Source organism: Salinigranum marinum (assembly GCF_024228675.1).
GTDB lineage: Archaea > Halobacteriota > Halobacteria > Halobacteriales > Haloferacaceae > Salinigranum > Salinigranum marinum.
Genome location: NZ_CP100461.1, coordinates 2,306,677 through 2,325,664 on the forward strand (window position 1 = coordinate 2,306,677; position 18,988 = coordinate 2,325,664).

The window sequence follows — 18,988 nt, forward strand, 5'->3', positions numbered from 1 at the left end:
CGTGGGTAGGGGGCTAGATTTCGGGTAAATTTCTTGAATGTACTCATCTTAGGTGCGTTCATGTCCGAGGCAACGCTGGACGGTCGTGGTCGTCTCACGCTCTCCAAAGAAATCAGAGAACGATATTGGTGAACGTTATTATATTGTCCAACTTCACGACGGTATCAAGTTGGTTCCAATCGAGGACGATCCGCTCGATGCCCTCCGTTCCGAGTTCGCGGACGTTGAGAAGACGACCGAGGAACTCCGCCAGGAAGCACGTAACGCAGCGATAGACGAGGCTGGACGCTGAATGTACGCAGAAACAGACTTCCTTCTGGCGCTCATCAGGCATGAAGACTGGCTTGGTGACGCTGCAGAGGCAGTCTACCGAGAGCACCAGGACGAACTGTGGAGTCTCAGTTCACCCTCATCGAACTGCTCATCGTTGCGTACCGTGAACGAAGGGATACTGAACGAGTCATCACAAATGCGGCTGCCCTGTTGGAGGTGCGCGGTGACGTGGACACAGTCGTCGCAGCTGCGACCTACGTCGAAGACCACGGGTTCGCACTCTTCGATGCGCTCCATCTCGTCGAATCCGATGGTGACACTATCGTCTCGAGTGATGAGGCGTACGAATCGTTTGCGCCACGACTTGACCTGAAGACAGTCCGAGACGAGTCAGTAACTCACGACTGAAGTCGTTGGCTTCCGCCGTGCAATTTTGTGAGCCGACCGAATCATCGCGCGGCCAGTACGGACCGTAACCGGCGATAAGCGTGCCGGGATACGATCGGGTCGTCCGCAAGCAGTTCGGTCGCCACGACCGAAAGACCGGACGCCGGACGGAACGCGAACGAAACGCCCGTGTGGACGCGGCGGGAACGGTCCGTATGGCCCACGACCGCATCCACGCCCGGCCGCCACACGACCCTGAGAACTGGCGCGAGGGAGTCGTTCGAGCGGTGACCGAACGCGACGGACACGCGGTGTTCGTGGTCGAACCGCTCCATCGGGACGGCGGCGAGCGGACGGACGCCGGGCGCGGGTCGAGCGCGACCGAACTCGTCGTAACGTTCGCCGTCCGGGACCTCGTCGTCCGGCGACTGGACGAGGGGGACCCCGTCGGCCAGCGGGTCTGGTTCCGTCGACGGGGCGAGGCCGTCTGACCGGACGTGGCGTTCGAGTCCCCTGTCGCCCAGAAGCTACATGCCCGACAGTCGACAACGGGGAGGTATGGATCGACCCGAACCGGCCGCCGACTGGCCCGACCGCCCCCTGTCAGAGGCCGAGGCCGAAGCCCTGCTCGACGACGTTGACGACGCCGTCGCGGTCTGGGTGATGGACCACGAGACGGGCGTCCGCTCGACGGTCGTCACCAAGGACGCACCCGACGACGCCGTCGTGGACGTGATCGTGGAGACGACGACCGGGTTCGACATGTACAGTTTCAGCCGTGGGCAGTGGATGGACTACGGCACCCAACGGAAGGACGACAGCGAGGCACCGTCAATGGCGGGGACGCTCGACAGCTACCGCGTGCTCGCCGGCGAGTCGACGACGCTCTAGCCGGGTGGGCGGGCGCGAGAGAGAGAGAGAGTACCGAGTGGTTCGTCCCGATCCGGGCGCTTTCCCCTCACGATGCCGGTCACGCGGGCTCTATCCCCGAGCGCCAGACGGTGTGTTGTACACGTTCTCACGAGTGATTTCTGCGGTGGAAATCTTATGTGGGAAAGAGAGACACTCGGCCCATGGAACAGACGAGGGGGAAGTGAGGTGGGGGCCGGGGAGGAACGCGCCGAGTCGGAGCGGTACCCCGTCCCCGCACCGGTCGGGCCGGGCCACTCGGAGGCGTGGTACGCTCCGGAAGTCCAAGCACAGTACGAACTCCACCCCGGCGTCGTCGCGACAGTCGTTACGGTCTCTTTCTTCAGGTTCTACACTCTGATATCAGTCTTGGAATAAACGAACGACTAAATTCTGTCTGAAGATACATTCTTTATTTAGCACAAGTTATAAGTGGTCTTGTACGATATATTCTGTACGAGTACAATTAATTAGTACGCGTACTATCCATGCTCAAAAATACACGACACTCGGTGGCGACCGTGCTAGTGGTGCTGGCCGTGAGCGCCTTGCTGGTAGCTTCATTAACGGCCTTCGCCGGGACAACCATTGCTCAGTCTACGACAGATATCAAAGCGGGGACTGCAATGACCGCCACTAACAACCCCTCTGAGTCAGGTCCGGTGCGATTCAATCAGCCGCCATCAGTGGACTTGCAGACTCGTGAGTTGACGGTAACTCAAAACACGCCGGGGACGGTTTCGCTATTCGTTCGTAATCCAGCGGTCAACGAACGCACGATGATCGTGGATGCTCAGATGGGTGTTGGTCCGGGCGTCTACATGGTTGGGAGCCGACTTGCCTCCGGCTCTGGTGCAGGGACCGTTGCGGCCACCTACGAGATACCGCCGGGGACAAGCCGAACTATCGAACTGGATATCTATCCGACTGAAGTGCGGGACATGACTGTGGACGGTACGGTCACCTACTGGCCAGAGGGCAACCGCGAGGCATACAACATACTCAACCCCAGTTTCCAGTTTACGGTCAGAGGTGTCCCTTCGCCGCCCGATAATCCCAGCGGTGATCGGACGGTCATCGGTACTGGTGCCGTTAGTGGGGATACTGGTGGCGGCGGTAATGGTGGTTGGCCTCCGCAGTCACTAATCCTGTACATCGGTGTTGCGGGCTTCCTCCTGCTTGGGGGCGTCGCGCTTATCCGCGGGTTCAGCCCAATCGAAATCATGTTAGAGGAGTAAGACTACGACAGCTTTTCTCAACCATGGGACGCAAACGAATCAAACTGCCGGCACGTGGTGGTAAGGTACGCATTAAACGTCAGCAACGAGATGGACCAGAATCCAAGGAAACGCCGAGAAAAAAACGCCCACCGACAGACGAGGACAGTAACGGGATCGAAATTCCCGAAGACGCGGTCGTCAATCAGATGGAGGACAAAGCAATCTCGCAGGTTCGACCCGGCAATGCTGACGACGTGGAGATGCTCTATGCATTGACTGGTCGTAGTCGACACCGAGTCCATAGCTTTCATTCACTGGCGTCAGCTAACGTTGTGAACGAGGCGACCTATGAGAGGATTTCCTATGATCGACAGCAGGTTATCCGATACGTAAATAGTGAACTCTCATACACGCCAGAGTTGTTTGTACTGGTCCATACACATCCCCGGCGTTCAGAGCCAAAACCATCAGGCCCAGACAAATCAAACTGGGTTGACGCAGGATCGACGTATCGACAGGCGTGGGAGGACGTGCGCGTTCGTTTCGGGATCCATGCGTTCACAGCTGAGTTTGATCAGCCAAAGAGTCGTTTTGCTCCGTCACGTCCGTCTGGGGATCAAACGCTTGTGGAGTGGCGTAGCCCGACACGTGACCACGCCTTCCGAGCGTATGCTTCCGATGCAACCGGAGTCCAGTTGAGGCTTGTATGACCGCCAATATCAATCCGGATAAGGAATTCAAGCGTCTCGTCAGTAACCTTGAGCTGGAGGAAGACGGGGCCAAAGTCGCCCGACTGATCAATCAAGTCCTGACAAACGATGACGCTGCCCTCCTGAAGATCTATCTCACACAAGCACGTGCCGAAACAAAGAAACTTCATACCGATCACCAGCTCTCGGAGGCCGAAGAGATGGTCCGACAAGTTGTCGCTGAACTGGATGATCCACCGTCAGCTGGTGATGTTGCGAAGTATATCGAGAGACAGCGGCCGGACATTGTTGAAGAGTCGAAGAGCCTCAGACACCGCTCGCACGTCTCAAAAGTGCTGAACCGACTCGTTGCTAAGGGTGAACTCGGGAAGTTGCGACATAACCAGACAATCTACTACGTCTCACCAAAGGAGGCTGTCCGGCAATGGAAACAACAGAGGGGCTACGATGGAGAGATCCCAGTAGAACAAGTCATCAACGAAGTGGTTGAAGAAACAGGCCTTCCGATCGGGCAGGCCCAGCAAATACTCTCCGAGCTTTGCTAGTCCAGCACACAGACATGGTTCCGAACATTCGCGCCCACAACAGGCACACATAAATTTAGTTATGATATCGTCTAAATATACATTGTCGGGATGGATCAGCGGTGTCCTTTTTTTGATCATCGTATTGAGTCTGATCAGTAGTCCAGTATCGGGAGATCAGAGCTGGGACCGATCGTCGATTCAGACTCCAGAGCCCCAGCCGGGGTTGGCTACTGCCACGTCGGGGTTCGCTCAGCAGAACGGCACAATTGGGATGAAGCACGTGCAAGTAGCTGTGCGGACCTCCGATACCAAGGTAGCTCCTGGTGAACGCGTAATCGTGTCTTATGATGGTGTAGCGTACACCTCAAATCCGGATTCGATCCGTCTTCAACTGATTGCGGTCATCCCTAGTGGCGTGTCGGTTTCGAATATGCAGGCGGAGGGATGTAATCCACAATGTCCTGTAACGAATAACGAGCTACAGCCCGGTGATCGACTCCGTCCAGGAAGCTTTACCCTGACGGCTGATGAAGAGGGGAGCTATCCAATTCTCATACGGGTCGTGTACACACTGAACAATGGAGATAACCGATCATGGACAAGGGTACAAGATATTTCTCTATCAGTTCAAGACGACTCGCCCCCAACACTAGTAGAACGAATTAGTGGAGTTTTGTCTACTGCATCCAGTAGAGTATATCCATCTTTGATCAACTACTTCCCGAGTATTCTCTTCGCGTTTGTATCTCTGCCAGTCATGTACAAATACAATAATCGGGTTGCTGAGAGACTCGCATGGTCTCTCAAGCAGGGAAGAATCGGCGCAGACGTCATAGTATTCCTGTTGATCGTAACAATTCCAATCAATTCATACTTTATTACAGCAATCATAGCTGCGTTTGCAAATCTGTCTGGTGAAGCTGGAAGTGGACTATTTATAATGTTATGTATTTGTAATTGTGTTATGTCAGTTATCGAATATGCTATAGGAGCATTATTAAAATGGGTTGAATTGAATATCATACTGCTCGTTTTTACTCTATCGTATACAATACTACAAACATTAGTATGAAATTAGTCTAATTGTGAATTCATAACTCAATACTGAAAATTTCAGATCTTGCTGCTCCAATCCCTCCATCATCAACCAGCACACCCCAGGAATAATCCTCATTTCGTTGGAGAATGAACGGCCGGGCAGATATTTTTCGTATATTTTCACTATCGAAGGTGTATTTGTAATTGGATTTTAAGAAAGGATTTCCATCTCCTTTTGAAACCAGCAAGGTGTGATTTAGATTTTTATTTCCTGAATCACTCGCTGTCCACTGAAATTCTGGCGTGATATTTGTTTCTTTACCCTCGGGACTGATAAGATGCACTGAAGGAAGTGTTCCGCGCTCCTCTTCTTTTTTACCTGGCATACACACTCAATAATCAGACAGTCTATAATAATTAAACTAACGCAGCGTCATGAATCTACTAGCAGTTGCTGTTTGTGGAACGCCCAAGATACCGCTCCCCTACGAGGACCGCCCGGTCAGTATCGACGGAGGCCCTCGTGGAGTGTATCTCCGACACAGAAGGGCGTCTCGTTTACCATACGAAAATCACGAGGTCGAACTCAATCGCTCACGGTGGACGGCCTCATGGCCGAAAAGAACGATCATAATTTAAATTGCACTATAAATCTCCGATCGTACCTCCAGTGGCGACAGAGGTGATGTCCCTGCTCAGTCACGCTCCACAAGGGTGACCCGAGAGAGAACTCGGGTCCAAATCGAAGTCGACTCTGTTGGTGCAGTCGTCTCGTCGGGAGCGCTCTCCGGTCGATGAGTATCATTCTCTCGGCGGGCGTTTTCCAGTTGCGTTCGCAACGTTTCGTTCTGCGCTTCAAGCCGTTCAATGCGAGCCTCCAGTCGGTCGACGATGTCAAGCAAGCGTGGGTCAGAGTCAGTTGCAGACGCACCATTCCGAGGAGCAGATGGGGAGTGCTGAGAGCTCAACTCGGGCCTCAGGCGCTCATCACGCGTTGCCGCAGTGCCATCGGGTCGTGATTTCGGGGTCGACTCTGTCGGTTCGTAGAAATCATCGACACGATGGACAGCCCGCTCGACGGTTTTCTGTCCGTACGTACTTCCATCGGCGAAATGTACCTCGTCCCACTTGGCACGCATCAGCCCCGAGCACCGGAAGAGGCGATCGATCTGTGCAGTGTCTCCCCCAGTCCAGAACGCCAAGTGGAAGCACAGGGCCATGTCCGCCTCCGACTGGCTGTCGTAGCCGCTCGTCGACCCGTTCCATAGCCGCTCGAACTTGGCGCTATTCGTCGCGCTCATCGCTTTCTCAAGTACCGTCTCGTCGTCGAGGCCGGTGTTCGAAGCGTTGGCACGTCTGCCCTCGGTGACAGTCCCGTTATGTTCGTCACCGTCAGTCGGTTCGTCGTCAGCTACGTACTCAGCGTGGACCGCAGCGAGTTCGGATAGTCGGTCCGCGACTGGACGTGATGGGTCATGGACGCTGTCACCGGTCACGGTGAAGTAGCGAGCAGTCTCGTAGCACTCCACGTTACCGCGCCGGTTCGGTCCCGCTGGAAGAGAGCCCCTGGCGATGATGTGATACCCCGTTTCAGATGGACTGATCTCCGTATACGAGTCCAAGCGCTCGATGATATCAGTCGCCCATCCAGCGACCTCATCACCTGTGCGGCAATCATCGAGATCAACGCCAACGAAGGGATCGTCGTCGGTAAAGACGAATCCGATGCCAGCGGCTGAAGATGTGGCACGAGCGTACTCACACGCTCTCTCGAAATTCGTCCATGTTTCGGGATCGGTCGCTGAGGCATACCGGCCCGTGGAAGGATCGATCGGGATCTTCGTCTGCTTGCCGTCTCTCGTCTCCGTTTGCCAGCAGACCCATTGGTCGCAGTCGAGGAGATCAGACGGGAGTCGATCAGTAGTCGGTAGTGCGGTCATACGTGGGGTTGATTATCATTGATTGTGTTGAGACGAATACGTCCACACATATCATAATATTTTCGGTAATTCTGGTTTTGACGATGGTTTCGAGAGAGGTAACAGACACAAGTTGAACGGTAGTACGATCGACATTCAGCACCAGTCCTGTCGGTGTGGCGAGAATGGAGGAAATATTTGGTTCCTGGTATTATTTAACAGATGGTATCGATCCCGAATACATATTTAGATTGATGATACGCTCCAGGACCTACACACGATCTTAATCGGGGCCCAGTCGACTCGGCTCTCGATGACGGACAATGCGCGGCGGCAAAGTCATAATCCTCATAATCGGTTTATTTCGTCCTATGCTACGTATTAAGTCCTCTAAGACCTTCAAAGATGGTTCATAACCGGCCATCGCTCCGCAAGAGAGTCGCTGTGAGATTCAACAGAGGGGGAACTAGGAGGAACCATTGGCACTGAACGAGGGGATATCGCTGTGGTGGGAAACGCCTTGCACAACCGAGAGAGAGGGTAAACCGAGAGAAGAGGGAACAACTCGACGCGGCGACAAACATCACGTCAGGGATGAAATCCTCATAATCGGGTTCCGTCTGGCGATTTCGGGAGCCCATATTCGGCCAGTGGCAACGTTCGGGCGTCCAGTATCGCAGACCACCAATAGCCGAGATTCAGGCATCTGGACCCACTAAGACCCGCGAATCGTCCTAACACTCTCGCGGTCTCGCTACGGACCCCCCTCACGAACGCCCTCAAAACCGTCCTAGTCCCACGCCATGAATGGCCCCAGAGACACTCTGTGCGGGGTCTGTGCCGATTATGAACGTCACATCGCGACCCGAGACGACCGGAGACCACCCATCGACTCATACTAGCCCTTCGTACCGATTATGAACCGCTCATCGTCCCAGATCCCTACATCACAGTCGACAGCAGCAGCCGACACCCATCTCCGTTCAGGCGGACCAGTCCACGCTCGCTCTCAGCATCGCTCAGCTATCAGATCAAAAATATGTCTTCCGAAAATCCAGCGGCATCTCTTCTATCAAATTTCAAAAACACCGAGCCGAGCAGAAGAAAGTCGTAGTCGATAGTCGCTGAGACTGCTCTGTCAGAGCAACACCAGTCACAGCTCCCGGACCAGGTTTTCCTCCGCACGACGATAGTCAACCTTCCGATAGATTCAACTCAAAGATCGGGTTAAACGTGATCGCCTTCGAGGCGATCGCGGAGGTACTCGACGTTGTACATCGCAGTCAGGCCGGGAGTGTCGATCCGGTACTGGTGTGGCGGCGTCGTAGAGCTGTACTCTTTTTCGACCCGGGTGATTCCATCGAGCGGCTCGTTCAGCGCGCGAAGGATCTTGTACCCCTCTTTTTGCTTCCAGCAGACCCAGATCGCGTCTTCCGGATCGCATGCGGCCATCTTGTCGTAGTCAGCAGGAACAGCTCGTCTGACGTCGTGGTTTACACGCTCGGCCTCGAGCGTCACGACGACGTTGCCCTCGGCATCGAGTCCCGCCGCATCGATACGACGTGACTCGGTATGGGGCGTCGTATCGCTGGACTCTGCGTTCGCGTCGGTGTCGGCAGCAGCCTCAGTCGTTTCTTCCACTTCCGCCTCTGTGTCTGTCTTTTCGTCTCCGTTCGCATTCGTGGCCACATCTCGATCTGCCTCACCACCTCCGACACCTCCACCAGTCGTCTCGATCGGCGCCCGGTCGAGGTCGAAGTATTTGATTACCTCCGTCACCGGCGACTCGGGGTCGTCCCTGTACGACTGGACGAGATACCGATAGCCGACCTCGACCATCATCACGTGGAGGCTCGACTCCTCGAGATCGCCCGTTCCGTGGCCGAAGTCGACGCCCTCGCGGTAGGCCTCGCCGATCACGTTCCGGCCCGTTGGCGTGACCGAGTAGAGCCGGTGTGGGTGGTTAGCGTCGTGTGTCAGGTACCCCGCCTCAATAAGCCGCTGGACGTCCTCGTTCGAGGCACCGACGTGCTCCAGCAGTCGGATCATCGAATCGTGTAAGAGGTCGTACTCAGGTGGCTCATAGCGGAGCTGCTGCGCGTTGTGAATCACCTGTAGTAACAGCAGCTCACGATCCGAGAGATCCGTCTCCGCGCGCTCCGCATGGGAGAGTTTGAGATTCACGTCCGTGATCGGGATGTCGTCGGGGTCGACAGCCTCCAGCGACGAGCAACAGGAGATGGCCCGTTTCATCCCGTCAGACGATGGGTCGTAGCGGTTGCCACACTCCGTGCAGTCCAGTGCGTGCCGCTCGTCGACGTACGTGACCGTCTTCGGCAGTCGTCGGGTGTACGGAAGCGCAGTGTCGACGCGGGGAAGCCGGTCCGGATCGTCGTCGGCTCCTGCGTCGTCTTCCCCACTCATCGCAGCCGTCTCGACGGCCGGCGCTCCGACTGCATCTTCGACCCCGTCACGCTCGGCATCGACCGTACTCGGCTGTGCGACCGTGATCCCGTGGCGTCGCCGCGTCCGGTCCGTACACCGCACCTGTTCGATCTCACACTGCAGTTCCGCATAACCCCGCAGCGGATCCGGACCCTCGGGATGGCCCGATGGAAGCGGAGCGGAATCGAGCACGAACGGTCGCGGTTCGGTCTGTCCGAAGCCAGCCGGAAGAGTACAGAACCACTCGCCGCGTGAGAGGGCACGCAGTCGGTTGGCCACCTCCTGCGGTGGCATATCGCTCGTGGCGAGTCGTGCCGCGAGGTCGCGATCCAGCGGGACGTTCCCGGTGACGATCGTCGAGACGTTGTTCAGGACTTCGTTGTACGTCTCCTCGTCAGCGTGCTTCAACTGCGCGGGGTACTGCATCGACAGCGTGACGCTACAGCCGAACGAGCGGGCTTGCTTGAGCAAGTCCGTGACGACGCCCGACCCCGCCACCTTCGACGCCTCCTCGACGAACAGGTTCACCAGCGGGAGCGTCGTGTCACCAGCGTCGGCGTTTTCCTCACGGTCACGGTCACCATCCGTGGTTCGATCCGTACGATAGTCGAGATCGTCACTGACTCCCAGGGCCCGCCCCGAGTCCGGAGTCGAGCCATGGCCCTGACCGTGACGCTGCTCCGGAGTTTGATCGTGGCTTCGCTCATGTCCGTACCGTTGCTGCTGTCGGTGCGTTCGTCGACGCAGTGCCGTCCAGAGCTTCGAGACGATGAGAACCGTCAGCGCCCGCTGTGCCTCCTCACGCAGCCCCCCCGTGTCGAAGATGACGATCGTGTTCGTGTCGAGCACGTCGCCGAACTCGAACGACGGGATAGTCTCACGCGGGTGCTGATTCTCTGAGCCAGAGCCGGGCGTTTCGGAGGTGGGTGTGGACACGGACTCGGCCTCGAACTCGAACTCAGGCTCGGACTCGGCCTCGGCCTCGAACTCGGACGGAGCGTCGGACTCGGATCCGTGTTTGGATCGCCGTGTCGATTCGCGTCCGACATCGGAGCGGTGAGACGCATCCAGACGGTCGGTCTCACCGGCGCTGTCGCGACCATCGAGGTCAGTCTGGTCCGCGATCGAGTAAGCGTGAGAGTCAGCGTGAGCATCGACGTCGGGATCGGAGCTCTCGGGTGAGTCTGCGACAGCTCCCGAACCGGGGGCTGGTCCCACGTTGTTGAGGACCGTGCTGAGATACGTGTGGTTCGTGATCTCGTCGACGCGGTTGAGCACGCCGTTCATGATGTTCGTGAACTCACGCTCACCAGCAGTGACGGCGTCTTCGAGGACCGTCTGGGTCTCGATATCGGAAACAGCAGGGGCGGTCTGCTCGCGACGCATCCACGAGAGCGTCGCCCTGAACTCGCGGTGACTGAACGCGTCCTGGCCGTGGACAGGGTCGAACATCGCCGTCAGCACCGCCTCGATGAGCTTCGCCGAGAGCGGGGCGCTGTCGTACCACTCGCGACTCTTGAGCTGGCAGATGATCTCGACGTAGTGGTCGATGACGTCCGCGACCGCAACGCTGTGGGGAACACCGGCCAGAAGCTGATCCCGAATGTCGAAAAACGAGAAGGCCGGGAGGAACTGAGCCGCGTCGAAGTAGATGATATCGTCGAGTTCCGCCTGTTCCTCACGGGTATACTTCATCTGCATCAGGTCGTCCGCCATCCCGTCGCCCTTCTGATCGATGAGGACCGTCGCTCCCTGTGTGGCCGCGTGGTTGTCGAGCAAGCCGATCGTCGCCGCCGTCGTCTTCCCCGACCCGGTCTTCCCGAACCAGGCGACGTGAAGCCGCTGGAGTGCCGGCGGGAGTCGCACGACGAACGAGTCGGTACGTATACCCGAGTCCGTGGTACCGGAATCTGTCCGACCCACTACTCGAGAAGTGGAGTCGTGGTATCCGACACCGTGCTCGTCGACGCCCGTCGTCCATCCCGGCTGGAGCGTCCCGAGCGTCAGGCCCGGGCCCCGATATCGTGACAACAGCTCACGCGACGGCGGTGGCCCCTCGGGGCGGGCACGCTCACCGGGCGTGGGGGCGAGTGCCTCCATCGCCGTCGGTGTGAGACTCCCACCGTCGAGCAGGCAGAACACGGAGGCCTCACGAGGGCCCGCGACGATCCCTCGGCTCGTGGGCTGGACGCCCGGCAAGCGCGTCGTGACGCGGTCGTACTCGGGAGTCTGAAGGGTCCGGCCACAGAGCGCGTCGCGAACCGCAATTGCGTCACTCCCACGGCGGTGACGACCCTCGATCGTGTGGTACGGACCACGCATGCTACTGAACGCACTCGTGAGTTCCGTGCAAAGTGACGCAGCACCGACGGCGTCAGTGTCCACGGTAGGGGGCGGACTGGTCTGGGTGGTGGGCGGCGCAGTCGACTCGTGCAGCCGGTCACAGGCAACCACGCGAGCGTTCACGACGAACGAGCGGTCGGCATCGCGAGCCTCGATCGCGCGGACTCGGTCGACTGGATTCGATTCACTACCCGTGGCCGTGCCTCCACCGGAACTGAAGGGATCGTCGGTCATCTCACCTCGCCGCCGTTCTAGCGTCTCTCTGTTACGAGTGCCGTATTCTCCACTTCCGAGATCCAGATTGTCGAACCACCGGTCGACGAACGTGTCGCGGCCTTCGAGCAGGTTGTATCGGCGTTCCTCGGCGGCACCAGCCCACGACGGCATCGGTTGCACGAGCGCCTGATACACCGCGGGGATCGAACTGGCCGCGAGCGTCTCGACCACTGTCGACAGCGGCGGCCGCGAGTCGATGTCGGCGCTGCCGTTGTCGTACCACGCTTCGAGTGGAACGAGACGCGTCTGCCAGTCAGCACGCCGCGTTGTCTTGCCGACGAACTCGACGGCGTGGTACGCGCCTGTCTCGTCGATGGGATCGGGAGACGCGCTCGTGTCTCCGTCAGCAGTCACGGCTGCGTCCGAATCGCTATCTGCGGTCTCTTTTCGGTCGGAGTCCACCTCATCTGTGGGTGGAGCCGAGGGGTGCGTTAACTGATCCTCCGAGCTGGCTTCATCTAGCTCGTCGCCCTCCACGTCGAGGTGTGAACCAGACAGGTCTGGCGCGGCAGCATCCCCTTCCACCGGTTGTGAGAGCGGCGCGGCGAGTACGGCTTCGGGATGCCAGAGGACGCATTCAATCTCGTACGTGTTCGGGAGCATTGCGCGAACGAGCCGCTCGAACGCGGCCAGGCCGGCGTCTCCGTTAGCGGTAGTATCGACACCCGTGTCGGCGGCTGGATCCGTGGGTGGGTGCCCAGTCACCGATCCGATGCCGAGGTAGTACTGGATCGGTGTCTCCGGGTCGCCGTCTGTGACGACGAGGCACTCGAACGATCTGGGTGTGTCTTTTCTTCCAAGGAGGCGCTTAGCTACTCGACGTCGCAATCGTGAGGATCTGTGATCGACCGGCCGCTCCTGCAAGAACTCGTAGAATCGTAGGATCTGTGTGTGCACCGTCTTCGGATTGAGCGACGTGTCAGTCGGAACGATGTGGAGGTACGTCCGCTGTGCGTCGAAATCGGTCGCGGAGGAGTTGGCAGATGGCGCAGGTGGTTCGGTCGTAACTGGGTGTCGTTCGGAAGGAGGCATCGGTTCACCGCAATTAGTATACTAATTCCATACATTCAATATAATTATATTGTCTACCCAGAGAGATTTCGAGGGACTCGGTCTGGTGTCAAGGGTGTAGCGGGATAGTAGTGTGTACTCACACTACTATTTATCAAGTACGACCTCTTACTCCCAAACATGAGTAGTGAGGGGGTTGACTCCGAGAGCAAGGTGTCTGGAAATCAGGCGAACATTCCCGCCCATATCCGCCGGAAGCTCGATATCGACGATGGCGACAAACTCCGCTGGCGCATCGAGGACGATGGAACTCTCCGCGTCCAGGTCGTCCAGCAACGAAGCGGCACGTTCGGGGATTTCGACGGCTACGATGGAGATCGAGAAACGGAGGTCACAGACGAACACGATGCGTGGGGCGTCGACATCGAATAGATGCCGCGTGCTCTCGTGGATACGACAGTTCTCTTCGCGGCGGCGTATCGTCGGGACGGTGCACATGACGATGCCCTCCGAATACTCCAGGGAGTCGATACTGCTGACCTCCCTGAGGTGGTGGTCCTCGATTACGTCCTTGCAGAGACGCTGAACGGGTTGACGACTCACGCAGGCCACGATGCCGCGACCGACTTCCTCGACCGAATCGAGGAAAATACTCGATTCCACATCGACTCTCTGACTGGGGATGCCTTCGCGACGGGGAAAGCGCTCTTCCGGCAGTACGAACAGTTCTCCTTCGTCGACGCTTGCATCGTCGCCTACATGCAGACCGAAGAACTCGGCTACCTCTACGCGTTCGACGATGACTTCGACGCTGCGGAGGACGTCTACCGACTCGATACCGCTACCGATCCATACCAACCAGAGTAACCGAGATGCACCAGTATTCACCGCTGCAGTCTTTCTGTTCCGTCCCACTCCGATTCGTGTGGGCTGTCGTTGCTCATCCGGGTGATCGGGTGTACGTTACTCGGCTGACTGTCGAGCGATCGCTCCTTTCTCGACCAGTGTGACGACCGCGCCTCGCCGCGCGTCACGGCTCGATCTCGCGGGCACGGCCCGCTCGAACACCCGCGGGACTCCGTCCCGCGCTCTCGCCGTTCGCTTCGCGGCACTCACTCCGGAAGACTCGCGCTGCTCGTCTTCCGTGCGCCCACTCGCTTCGCTCGTGGGAACGCCGTTCGTTCCGCGCTTCGCTCGCCTCCACGGAGCGGGAGCCGCGCTCGCGGTTTCACCGCTCGCTTCGCGACGTTCGCGTTGCTCACGTCTCGCTTTCGCTCGCACCCTCCCGGTGCGCCAGCAGACAAGTGTGGTTGCGCCCCTCGCAGTCAGATCTTCGTTGAGCGACGTTCTACGCGCCCATCGGTTATCGTGACTGCGTCTTTCTCTTCCAGACGTCTCACAATCTCCTGTACGTCTGCTACAGGACGGTTGAATTCCTGTTGCAGGTCAGCCACCGATTTCGGTTCGTCAAGCGCGTGAAGCACCTCCAGGTCCTCGTAGACGCGTTCGGTAGTCTTCGCGACAGGGTCGTGCAATGGTGTCACCACGTTGTATTGTTCGGTGAGATCGGTCAACGCTTCGTTCACGTACGTCACGAACAGCTCTTGCCCCAGTAATTCGACCTGCATCTCGAGTTCTGCTTCGGCGATGTCGAACTCGAGGCCGGTCTGCATCAACGAGAACATATCCTCGATGTCGTCCACCCGGCCGGCGACTGCTTTGAACATGCCTTGTTTTGCGGTCGACTAACGGCAGCTTCAGACGCTCTCACGGGAAGATTCCGTCACGCTAACCCGTAATTGGACGCCGTCTGGCGATATGGCATCGCTCAGACGGCTAGCACGGATGTGTCGAGATCTTGCCAAACAGCACGTTGACGACCCGGAAGTACCCGCCGCGCCGGACGGCGCGGGCGGGTACGCGAAATGGGTGCAGATCGCCTTGATTCTGTACCGCGTCGAGTTGGAGAAGAGCCTCCGTGAGACTGAAGACTATCTTAACGAGATGCCCGGTGTCCTCGCCGTGTTCGAACTTGACGAGGCACCGCACTACAGTTCGTTCTGCCGGTGGGAACAAGAGTACCGGATGCGTGACCTGCGCCGCCTGCTCCGCGCTTCGGCGGAGCAGGCGGGCTGGAGTGGTGAAGCCGCGATTGACGCGAGTGGCTTCCAGCGCGATCAAACCAGCTACCACTACCGCGACCGCGCGAATTACTCGTTCCAGTCGATGAAGACGACGATCTTGATCGACGTGAACTCGCTGGCGATCAAGGACGTTCATTTCACGACGAAGAAAGCCTGGGACGGCCACATCGGGATGCAGGTCTTCCGCCGGAACGCGGAAGACCTGCGTGTGTTGTCTGCTGATGCGAACTATTCGTGGAGCGACCTCCGCGAGGAGTGTCGCTCCAACTCAACGCGACCGTTGATCAAGCACAGGGAGCAGACACCGTTGCAGAAGGCCCACAACGCCCGGATGAACGAGGACTACAACCAACGCTGGATGAGCGAGACAGGTTTCTCGCAGTTGAAGGAAGACGACGGCGAGAAGCTCCGCTCCCGGAGCTGGCATGGCCAGTTCCGGGAGCTGACTCGCAAGTGCATCGTGCATAACCTGACGCAGGCGGCGAGTTAGGGCTCGCCGTCTGCTCCCCTTCTCCGGACGTATCCGGGAGAGGCATCGCCGCCGTCACCGGAACAATGGAGCAAGGTACCATAGTTTTGACTCATCAGCAACCGCTGTGAGTGACAGCTACTGCATCTTCTGAGGGCGAGAAGCCGTCTTTAGCGCCGTAAAATTGTAGATCAGCAACCCCACCCCGACGCTGTCTTGCGTTCAACAAGGCATTTGAACAGGAAGATATCTTCTGGACTCACGAGCTCGACCACGAGATCTCCCGGGTCGAGATAGCGCTCGCTCCGCTCACGAATGCCTGGAGACAGAATCAGTTTGCCGATCACTTGCTGATTGAAGATGTCGATACGGCACCCGTCATCGTTCTCGAAGATTCGCTGGGCACCGAGTTCTTCGTACTCTTCGTCCGGCTCCCGGACGATATCGTATCCCAGTTCAAGCAGCACCACTTGTAACTGACTCAGGTCGTCGCCGGAAGAGACGATGAGGTTGATGTCTTTGGTCGTCTCTTTGAGACCGCGAAACGCCATCGACCCACCGCCAATCAAGAAGACGGTGAGTGGATTGTCCAGCTGCTGACCGATGCGCTCGAGTTCTGAGCGAATGTATGCGCTATCAAACCGTGCCCTCATAGCGTCACCTCGTACTCTTCAGCGAGTTCTTCGAAGTCCTCCCACTCGGGAAGATAAGACGTTCGCTGGTCGCCACTGGTGTCGAGATATGTGCAGAGTTCGTCGACGACGCCGTCGACGCGGTACGTGACGGCTTGGGTTTGGAGTTCGTCGCAGTCGATGTCGACGTGACTGAGCAAGAGCAGGCAGTATGACTGAGCCCGTGCGCCCGAATCGATCACGAGCATGTGGCAGCACAACATCTCCGGCGAGAGCTCACTCGTTGTCTCCGAATAGAGGTAGTGTCTGCGGTCACGTGCCAACAGCGGGAGGCCATATCGCTGGAATTGGTCTGGCCCTGTCGGAATGAACTGTTCGTTGGCGATCTCAGTCGTCGTCTGCACAAGGAACTCGTCAAGCGATTCCCACAGAATCGTGTACGTGTTGGTCTGTTCTTCGACAGTCTGGCGGTGGGCGTGATGTGCAAGCTCACGAGCGAATTCACTTAGCTGTTTGAAGCCGTCGTTCAGTGCGTACGTCCCGTCGTCGGTTCGGTAGACGACTCCGCGATGCTGAAGTGGGGCAAGCGCACGGTGGACGGTACTTCTGTGGACGTCGGCATGGCGTGCGAGATCGGTCGCGGTCCGTGGGGTGTCGAGGTAGTAGCACACACGGAGGGCTGACCCTGACAACAACTCCGGCCAGTCGATGTGTGAATACCGCTGCGTGAGGTCCGTGAGTAACTCGAGTGCCTTTGCGTCCGACAGTCGAATCTGCTTAGTCTTCCCCTGTCGGCGTGTCTCGACGAGGCCAGCTGTTTCGAGCCGTTCGACGAGTTCTGAGGTGTAGCTGGGACTCCGGTCAAGACTTGTTGCGAGTTCAGAGACCGTCTGCTCACCGTGGAAGGTAGTGAGAGCGCGAACCTCGCCTTCTGTGAGCATCTTGTTGCATACTAGCGAACTAATATATAAATCCTTTCGGTGTTTTGCAACAATCTGCTGGCTCAGTCGAGATGGGAAACTGAAGGATGAAGCCCTCGACGGCTCAGCATTCCGCGACCACGCGAGACTACATCTCGCTTGTTCCCGTTCGCTCCGGAAGACTCGCTTCGCTCGTCTTCCGTGCTCCCACTCGCTTCGCTCGTGGGAACGCCGTTCGTTCCGCGCTTCGCTCGCCTCCACGGAGCGGGAGCCCGAGCGGCCAGCGGCTCGTTCTTTCACTCTCGACGAGGCGTCTCGCTCGCGCCCTCACGGGCGCTCACGACGGCGCGAGCGAGATCGCGCAGATGGTCCTCTCGGCGTCTTCCTCGGCGGAAGCCAGTCAGCCGCCAAGTCCTTCGTCGACCGCGCCGATTCGCACCCCATTGTCATTACACACTTGGATATAAGTGAAGAGCCGATTTACTAATGAAGTATTAATAGTTCGATTACGTTGTGCATTACATGGAACACGAGGTGAAAAAGCAGCCCCAGAGCGGTATCAGAATATCACTCCAAGTACCCTCTCAAGACCCTGAAATATACAAGAACAAGGCGACCAACGATATCCTTCTCTTTTTATCTCGACACCGATTCGACGAGTTCTCCGTTTCAGAAATCGCAACCCAGACTGGAAACACTAAACCAACCGTAGGACGGGCGGTCGATGTCCTGAGGTCGAACGATCTCGTCGTTGAAGAACCGGGTGGTAACCAACGTCTCGTCCGGATCAACCGTGACCGTCTCTCGGTTCCTGATGATCCGATTCTCCAGATTCCACAGTCCGAATTTCACAAACCAGTAAAAGCTGCTGTGGACGAACTCACTGAGACGATCGATAACACCCTGGGTATCTTGCTCTACGGAAGTGTTGCGCGAGGGGAAGCAGACCGTCGGAGCGATATCGATCTATGGGTCCTCGTGAGCGAAGATCGAGCAGCGGGTCAACGGGCAGCCAATAGAGTCGCTCGCGAACTTGAGGAACGGGAGTTCGAATCAGGCCGCTACGCGTACGACATCGACGTGGAGGACGTGTCCTCTATCCCGATGTACACCGAGGACATCCGTGAGATCGTGTTGGCTGGGATCCCCGTACACAAGAAATCCGATTTCGAGACCGTCGAACGGCTTCTCATGAACGAGGTAGAACGTGATGAGTAACGGATCGGATCCGAATGAGATACTCGATGCTCTCGGACGGGCGCAAGATGCATTCGACTATCGGGGTCGCGGGAGGCCAACTCCAGAACACGGAATCGAATCAGGCGGGGATTGGGAGACACAGCTCACGAAAGCGTGCAGGCTCTTGGAAGTGATCGAGTCCATCGAAGAGCACAATGGCCACTTCACGGCGATTATCGAACTGAGCTTCGGTGCTATCGAACGGTCGATCGAGGCGTACGCGGTAGCGATGAGTGGAGACGAAGTAGAGGAGTTCCGGGATCACGAATTCAGCTATGAGCGTGCCCACCAACTTGGTCTCTTCGAGAGGGAAACAGCCGAGAACATGAAGAACTTGTATTCGGAAAATAGGACCGAGAGTTACTACGGCGGTGGACAGCCGACCGATCATCAAGCCGAGGCCATGGCTGAACTCGCTCGGAGTGTACACGGCTTCGTCGTCGACCAGATCCGAGAGGGTGGGGTTTGCATTTGTGACGCGGATTAACTGGAACGCTCTTGGGAAGCAGGTTGTTGGTCGCATAGA

15 protein-coding genes and 3 pseudogenes are annotated in these 18,988 nt (G+C 57.6%); 12 read left to right on the plus strand and 6 right to left on the minus strand.

Translation table 11 applies throughout. The annotated features are described in order from the left end of the window. Positions 1–60: 60 nt before the first annotated feature. The 7 genes and pseudogenes from NKJ07_RS11435 (at position 61) to NKJ07_RS11465 (ending at position 5,098) form a co-directional block, all read left to right on the plus strand. Positions 61–292, plus strand: a pseudogene (locus NKJ07_RS11435) (AbrB/MazE/SpoVT family DNA-binding domain-containing protein). Next, positions 293–681 (plus strand): annotated as a pseudogene (locus NKJ07_RS11440) (PIN domain-containing protein). Positions 682–875: 194 nt separating this feature from the next. Further along, positions 876–1,151 (plus strand): DUF7861 family protein, encoded by a 276-nt coding sequence (locus tag NKJ07_RS11445; protein WP_318566950.1) that lies wholly within the window; start codon positions 876–878, stop codon positions 1,149–1,151. 67 nt (positions 1,152–1,218) lie between these two features. After that, positions 1,219–1,551 (plus strand): hypothetical protein, encoded by a 333-nt coding sequence (locus NKJ07_RS11450; protein ID WP_318566951.1) that lies wholly within the window; start codon positions 1,219–1,221, stop codon positions 1,549–1,551. A 506-nt stretch (positions 1,552–2,057) separates the two neighbouring features. Then, positions 2,058–2,807 (plus strand): hypothetical protein, encoded by a 750-nt coding sequence (locus NKJ07_RS11455; RefSeq protein WP_318566952.1) that lies wholly within the window; start codon positions 2,058–2,060, stop codon positions 2,805–2,807. Positions 2,808–3,495: 688 nt separating this feature from the next. After that, positions 3,496–4,044 carry a histone H1/H5 family protein gene (locus tag NKJ07_RS11460; protein WP_318566953.1) on the plus strand — a complete coding sequence of 183 codons (549 nt, stop codon included), beginning with the start codon at positions 3,496–3,498 and terminating at the stop codon, positions 4,042–4,044. A 412-nt stretch (positions 4,045–4,456) separates the two neighbouring features. Beyond that, positions 4,457–5,098 carry a hypothetical protein gene (locus tag NKJ07_RS11465; protein ID WP_318566954.1) on the plus strand — a complete coding sequence of 214 codons (642 nt, stop codon included), beginning with the start codon at positions 4,457–4,459 and terminating at the stop codon, positions 5,096–5,098. Between the two features lie 19 nt (positions 5,099–5,117). Here the strand turns inward: NKJ07_RS11465 and NKJ07_RS11470 are convergent, their stop codons facing one another. The 3 genes from NKJ07_RS11470 to NKJ07_RS11480 all read right to left on the minus strand — a co-directional run bounded on the left by NKJ07_RS11470 (position 5,118) and on the right by NKJ07_RS11480 (position 12,401). Next, the gene (locus tag NKJ07_RS11470; RefSeq protein WP_318566955.1) at positions 5,118–5,450 is read right to left on the minus strand and encodes a hypothetical protein; all 333 of its coding nucleotides are present in this window, start codon (positions 5,448–5,450) and stop codon (positions 5,118–5,120) included. A 309-nt stretch (positions 5,451–5,759) separates the two neighbouring features. Continuing rightward, complete coding sequence (locus NKJ07_RS11475; protein WP_318566956.1) at positions 5,760–7,004, minus strand: phage NrS-1 polymerase family protein; 1,245 nt, start codon at positions 7,002–7,004, stop codon at positions 5,760–5,762. Positions 7,005–8,210: 1,206 nt separating this feature from the next. Beyond that, entirely contained in the window at positions 8,211–12,401 is a 4,191-nt protein-coding gene (locus NKJ07_RS11480) for a type IV secretory system conjugative DNA transfer family protein (RefSeq protein ID WP_318566957.1), read from the minus strand. Between the two features lie 837 nt (positions 12,402–13,238). Between NKJ07_RS11480 and NKJ07_RS11485 the strand changes: the two genes are divergently transcribed. Continuing rightward, entirely contained in the window at positions 13,239–13,490 is a 252-nt protein-coding gene (locus NKJ07_RS11485; protein ID WP_318566958.1) for an AbrB/MazE/SpoVT family DNA-binding domain-containing protein, read from the plus strand. Further along, on the plus strand, positions 13,491–13,925 hold the full coding sequence (locus tag NKJ07_RS11490; protein WP_318566959.1) for a PIN domain-containing protein: 435 nt from the start codon (positions 13,491–13,493) through the stop codon (positions 13,923–13,925). It abuts the gene before it with no gap. A 458-nt stretch (positions 13,926–14,383) separates the two neighbouring features. On the opposite strand, the gene NKJ07_RS11495 is transcribed toward NKJ07_RS11490, so the two are convergent. Beyond that, on the minus strand, positions 14,384–14,785 hold the full coding sequence (locus NKJ07_RS11495; protein WP_318566960.1) for a hypothetical protein: 402 nt from the start codon (positions 14,783–14,785) through the stop codon (positions 14,384–14,386). A gap of 91 nt (positions 14,786–14,876) precedes the next feature. On the opposite strand from NKJ07_RS11495, the gene NKJ07_RS11500 reads away from it, so the two are divergent. Further along, positions 14,877–15,692 (plus strand): IS5 family transposase, encoded by an 816-nt coding sequence (locus tag NKJ07_RS11500; RefSeq protein ID WP_318566907.1) that lies wholly within the window; start codon positions 14,877–14,879, stop codon positions 15,690–15,692. Positions 15,693–15,889: 197 nt separating this feature from the next. Here NKJ07_RS11500 and NKJ07_RS11505 read toward each other — a convergent pair. Together NKJ07_RS11505 and NKJ07_RS11510 are read right to left on the minus strand one after the other, a co-directional pair. Continuing rightward, a pseudogene (locus NKJ07_RS11505) lies at positions 15,890–16,324 on the minus strand (hypothetical protein); the annotation flags it as partial. Continuing rightward, positions 16,321–17,244: a MarR family transcriptional regulator gene (locus NKJ07_RS11510; RefSeq protein WP_318566962.1), complete on the minus strand. Its 924-nt coding sequence runs from the start codon at positions 17,242–17,244 to the stop codon at positions 16,321–16,323. The gene NKJ07_RS11510 and the pseudogene NKJ07_RS11505, both read right to left, overlap by 4 nt. A 501-nt stretch (positions 17,245–17,745) precedes the next feature. On the opposite strand from NKJ07_RS11510, the gene NKJ07_RS11515 reads away from it, so the two are divergent. After that, positions 17,746–18,441, plus strand: coding sequence for a nucleotidyltransferase domain-containing protein (locus tag NKJ07_RS11515; protein WP_318566963.1), 696 nt, complete (start codon positions 17,746–17,748; stop codon positions 18,439–18,441). After that, entirely contained in the window at positions 18,434–18,949 is a 516-nt protein-coding gene (locus NKJ07_RS11520) for a DUF8154 family protein (protein WP_318566964.1), read from the plus strand. The genes NKJ07_RS11515 and NKJ07_RS11520 overlap by 8 nt, the downstream gene beginning before the upstream one ends. Positions 18,950–18,988 lie beyond the last annotated feature (39 nt).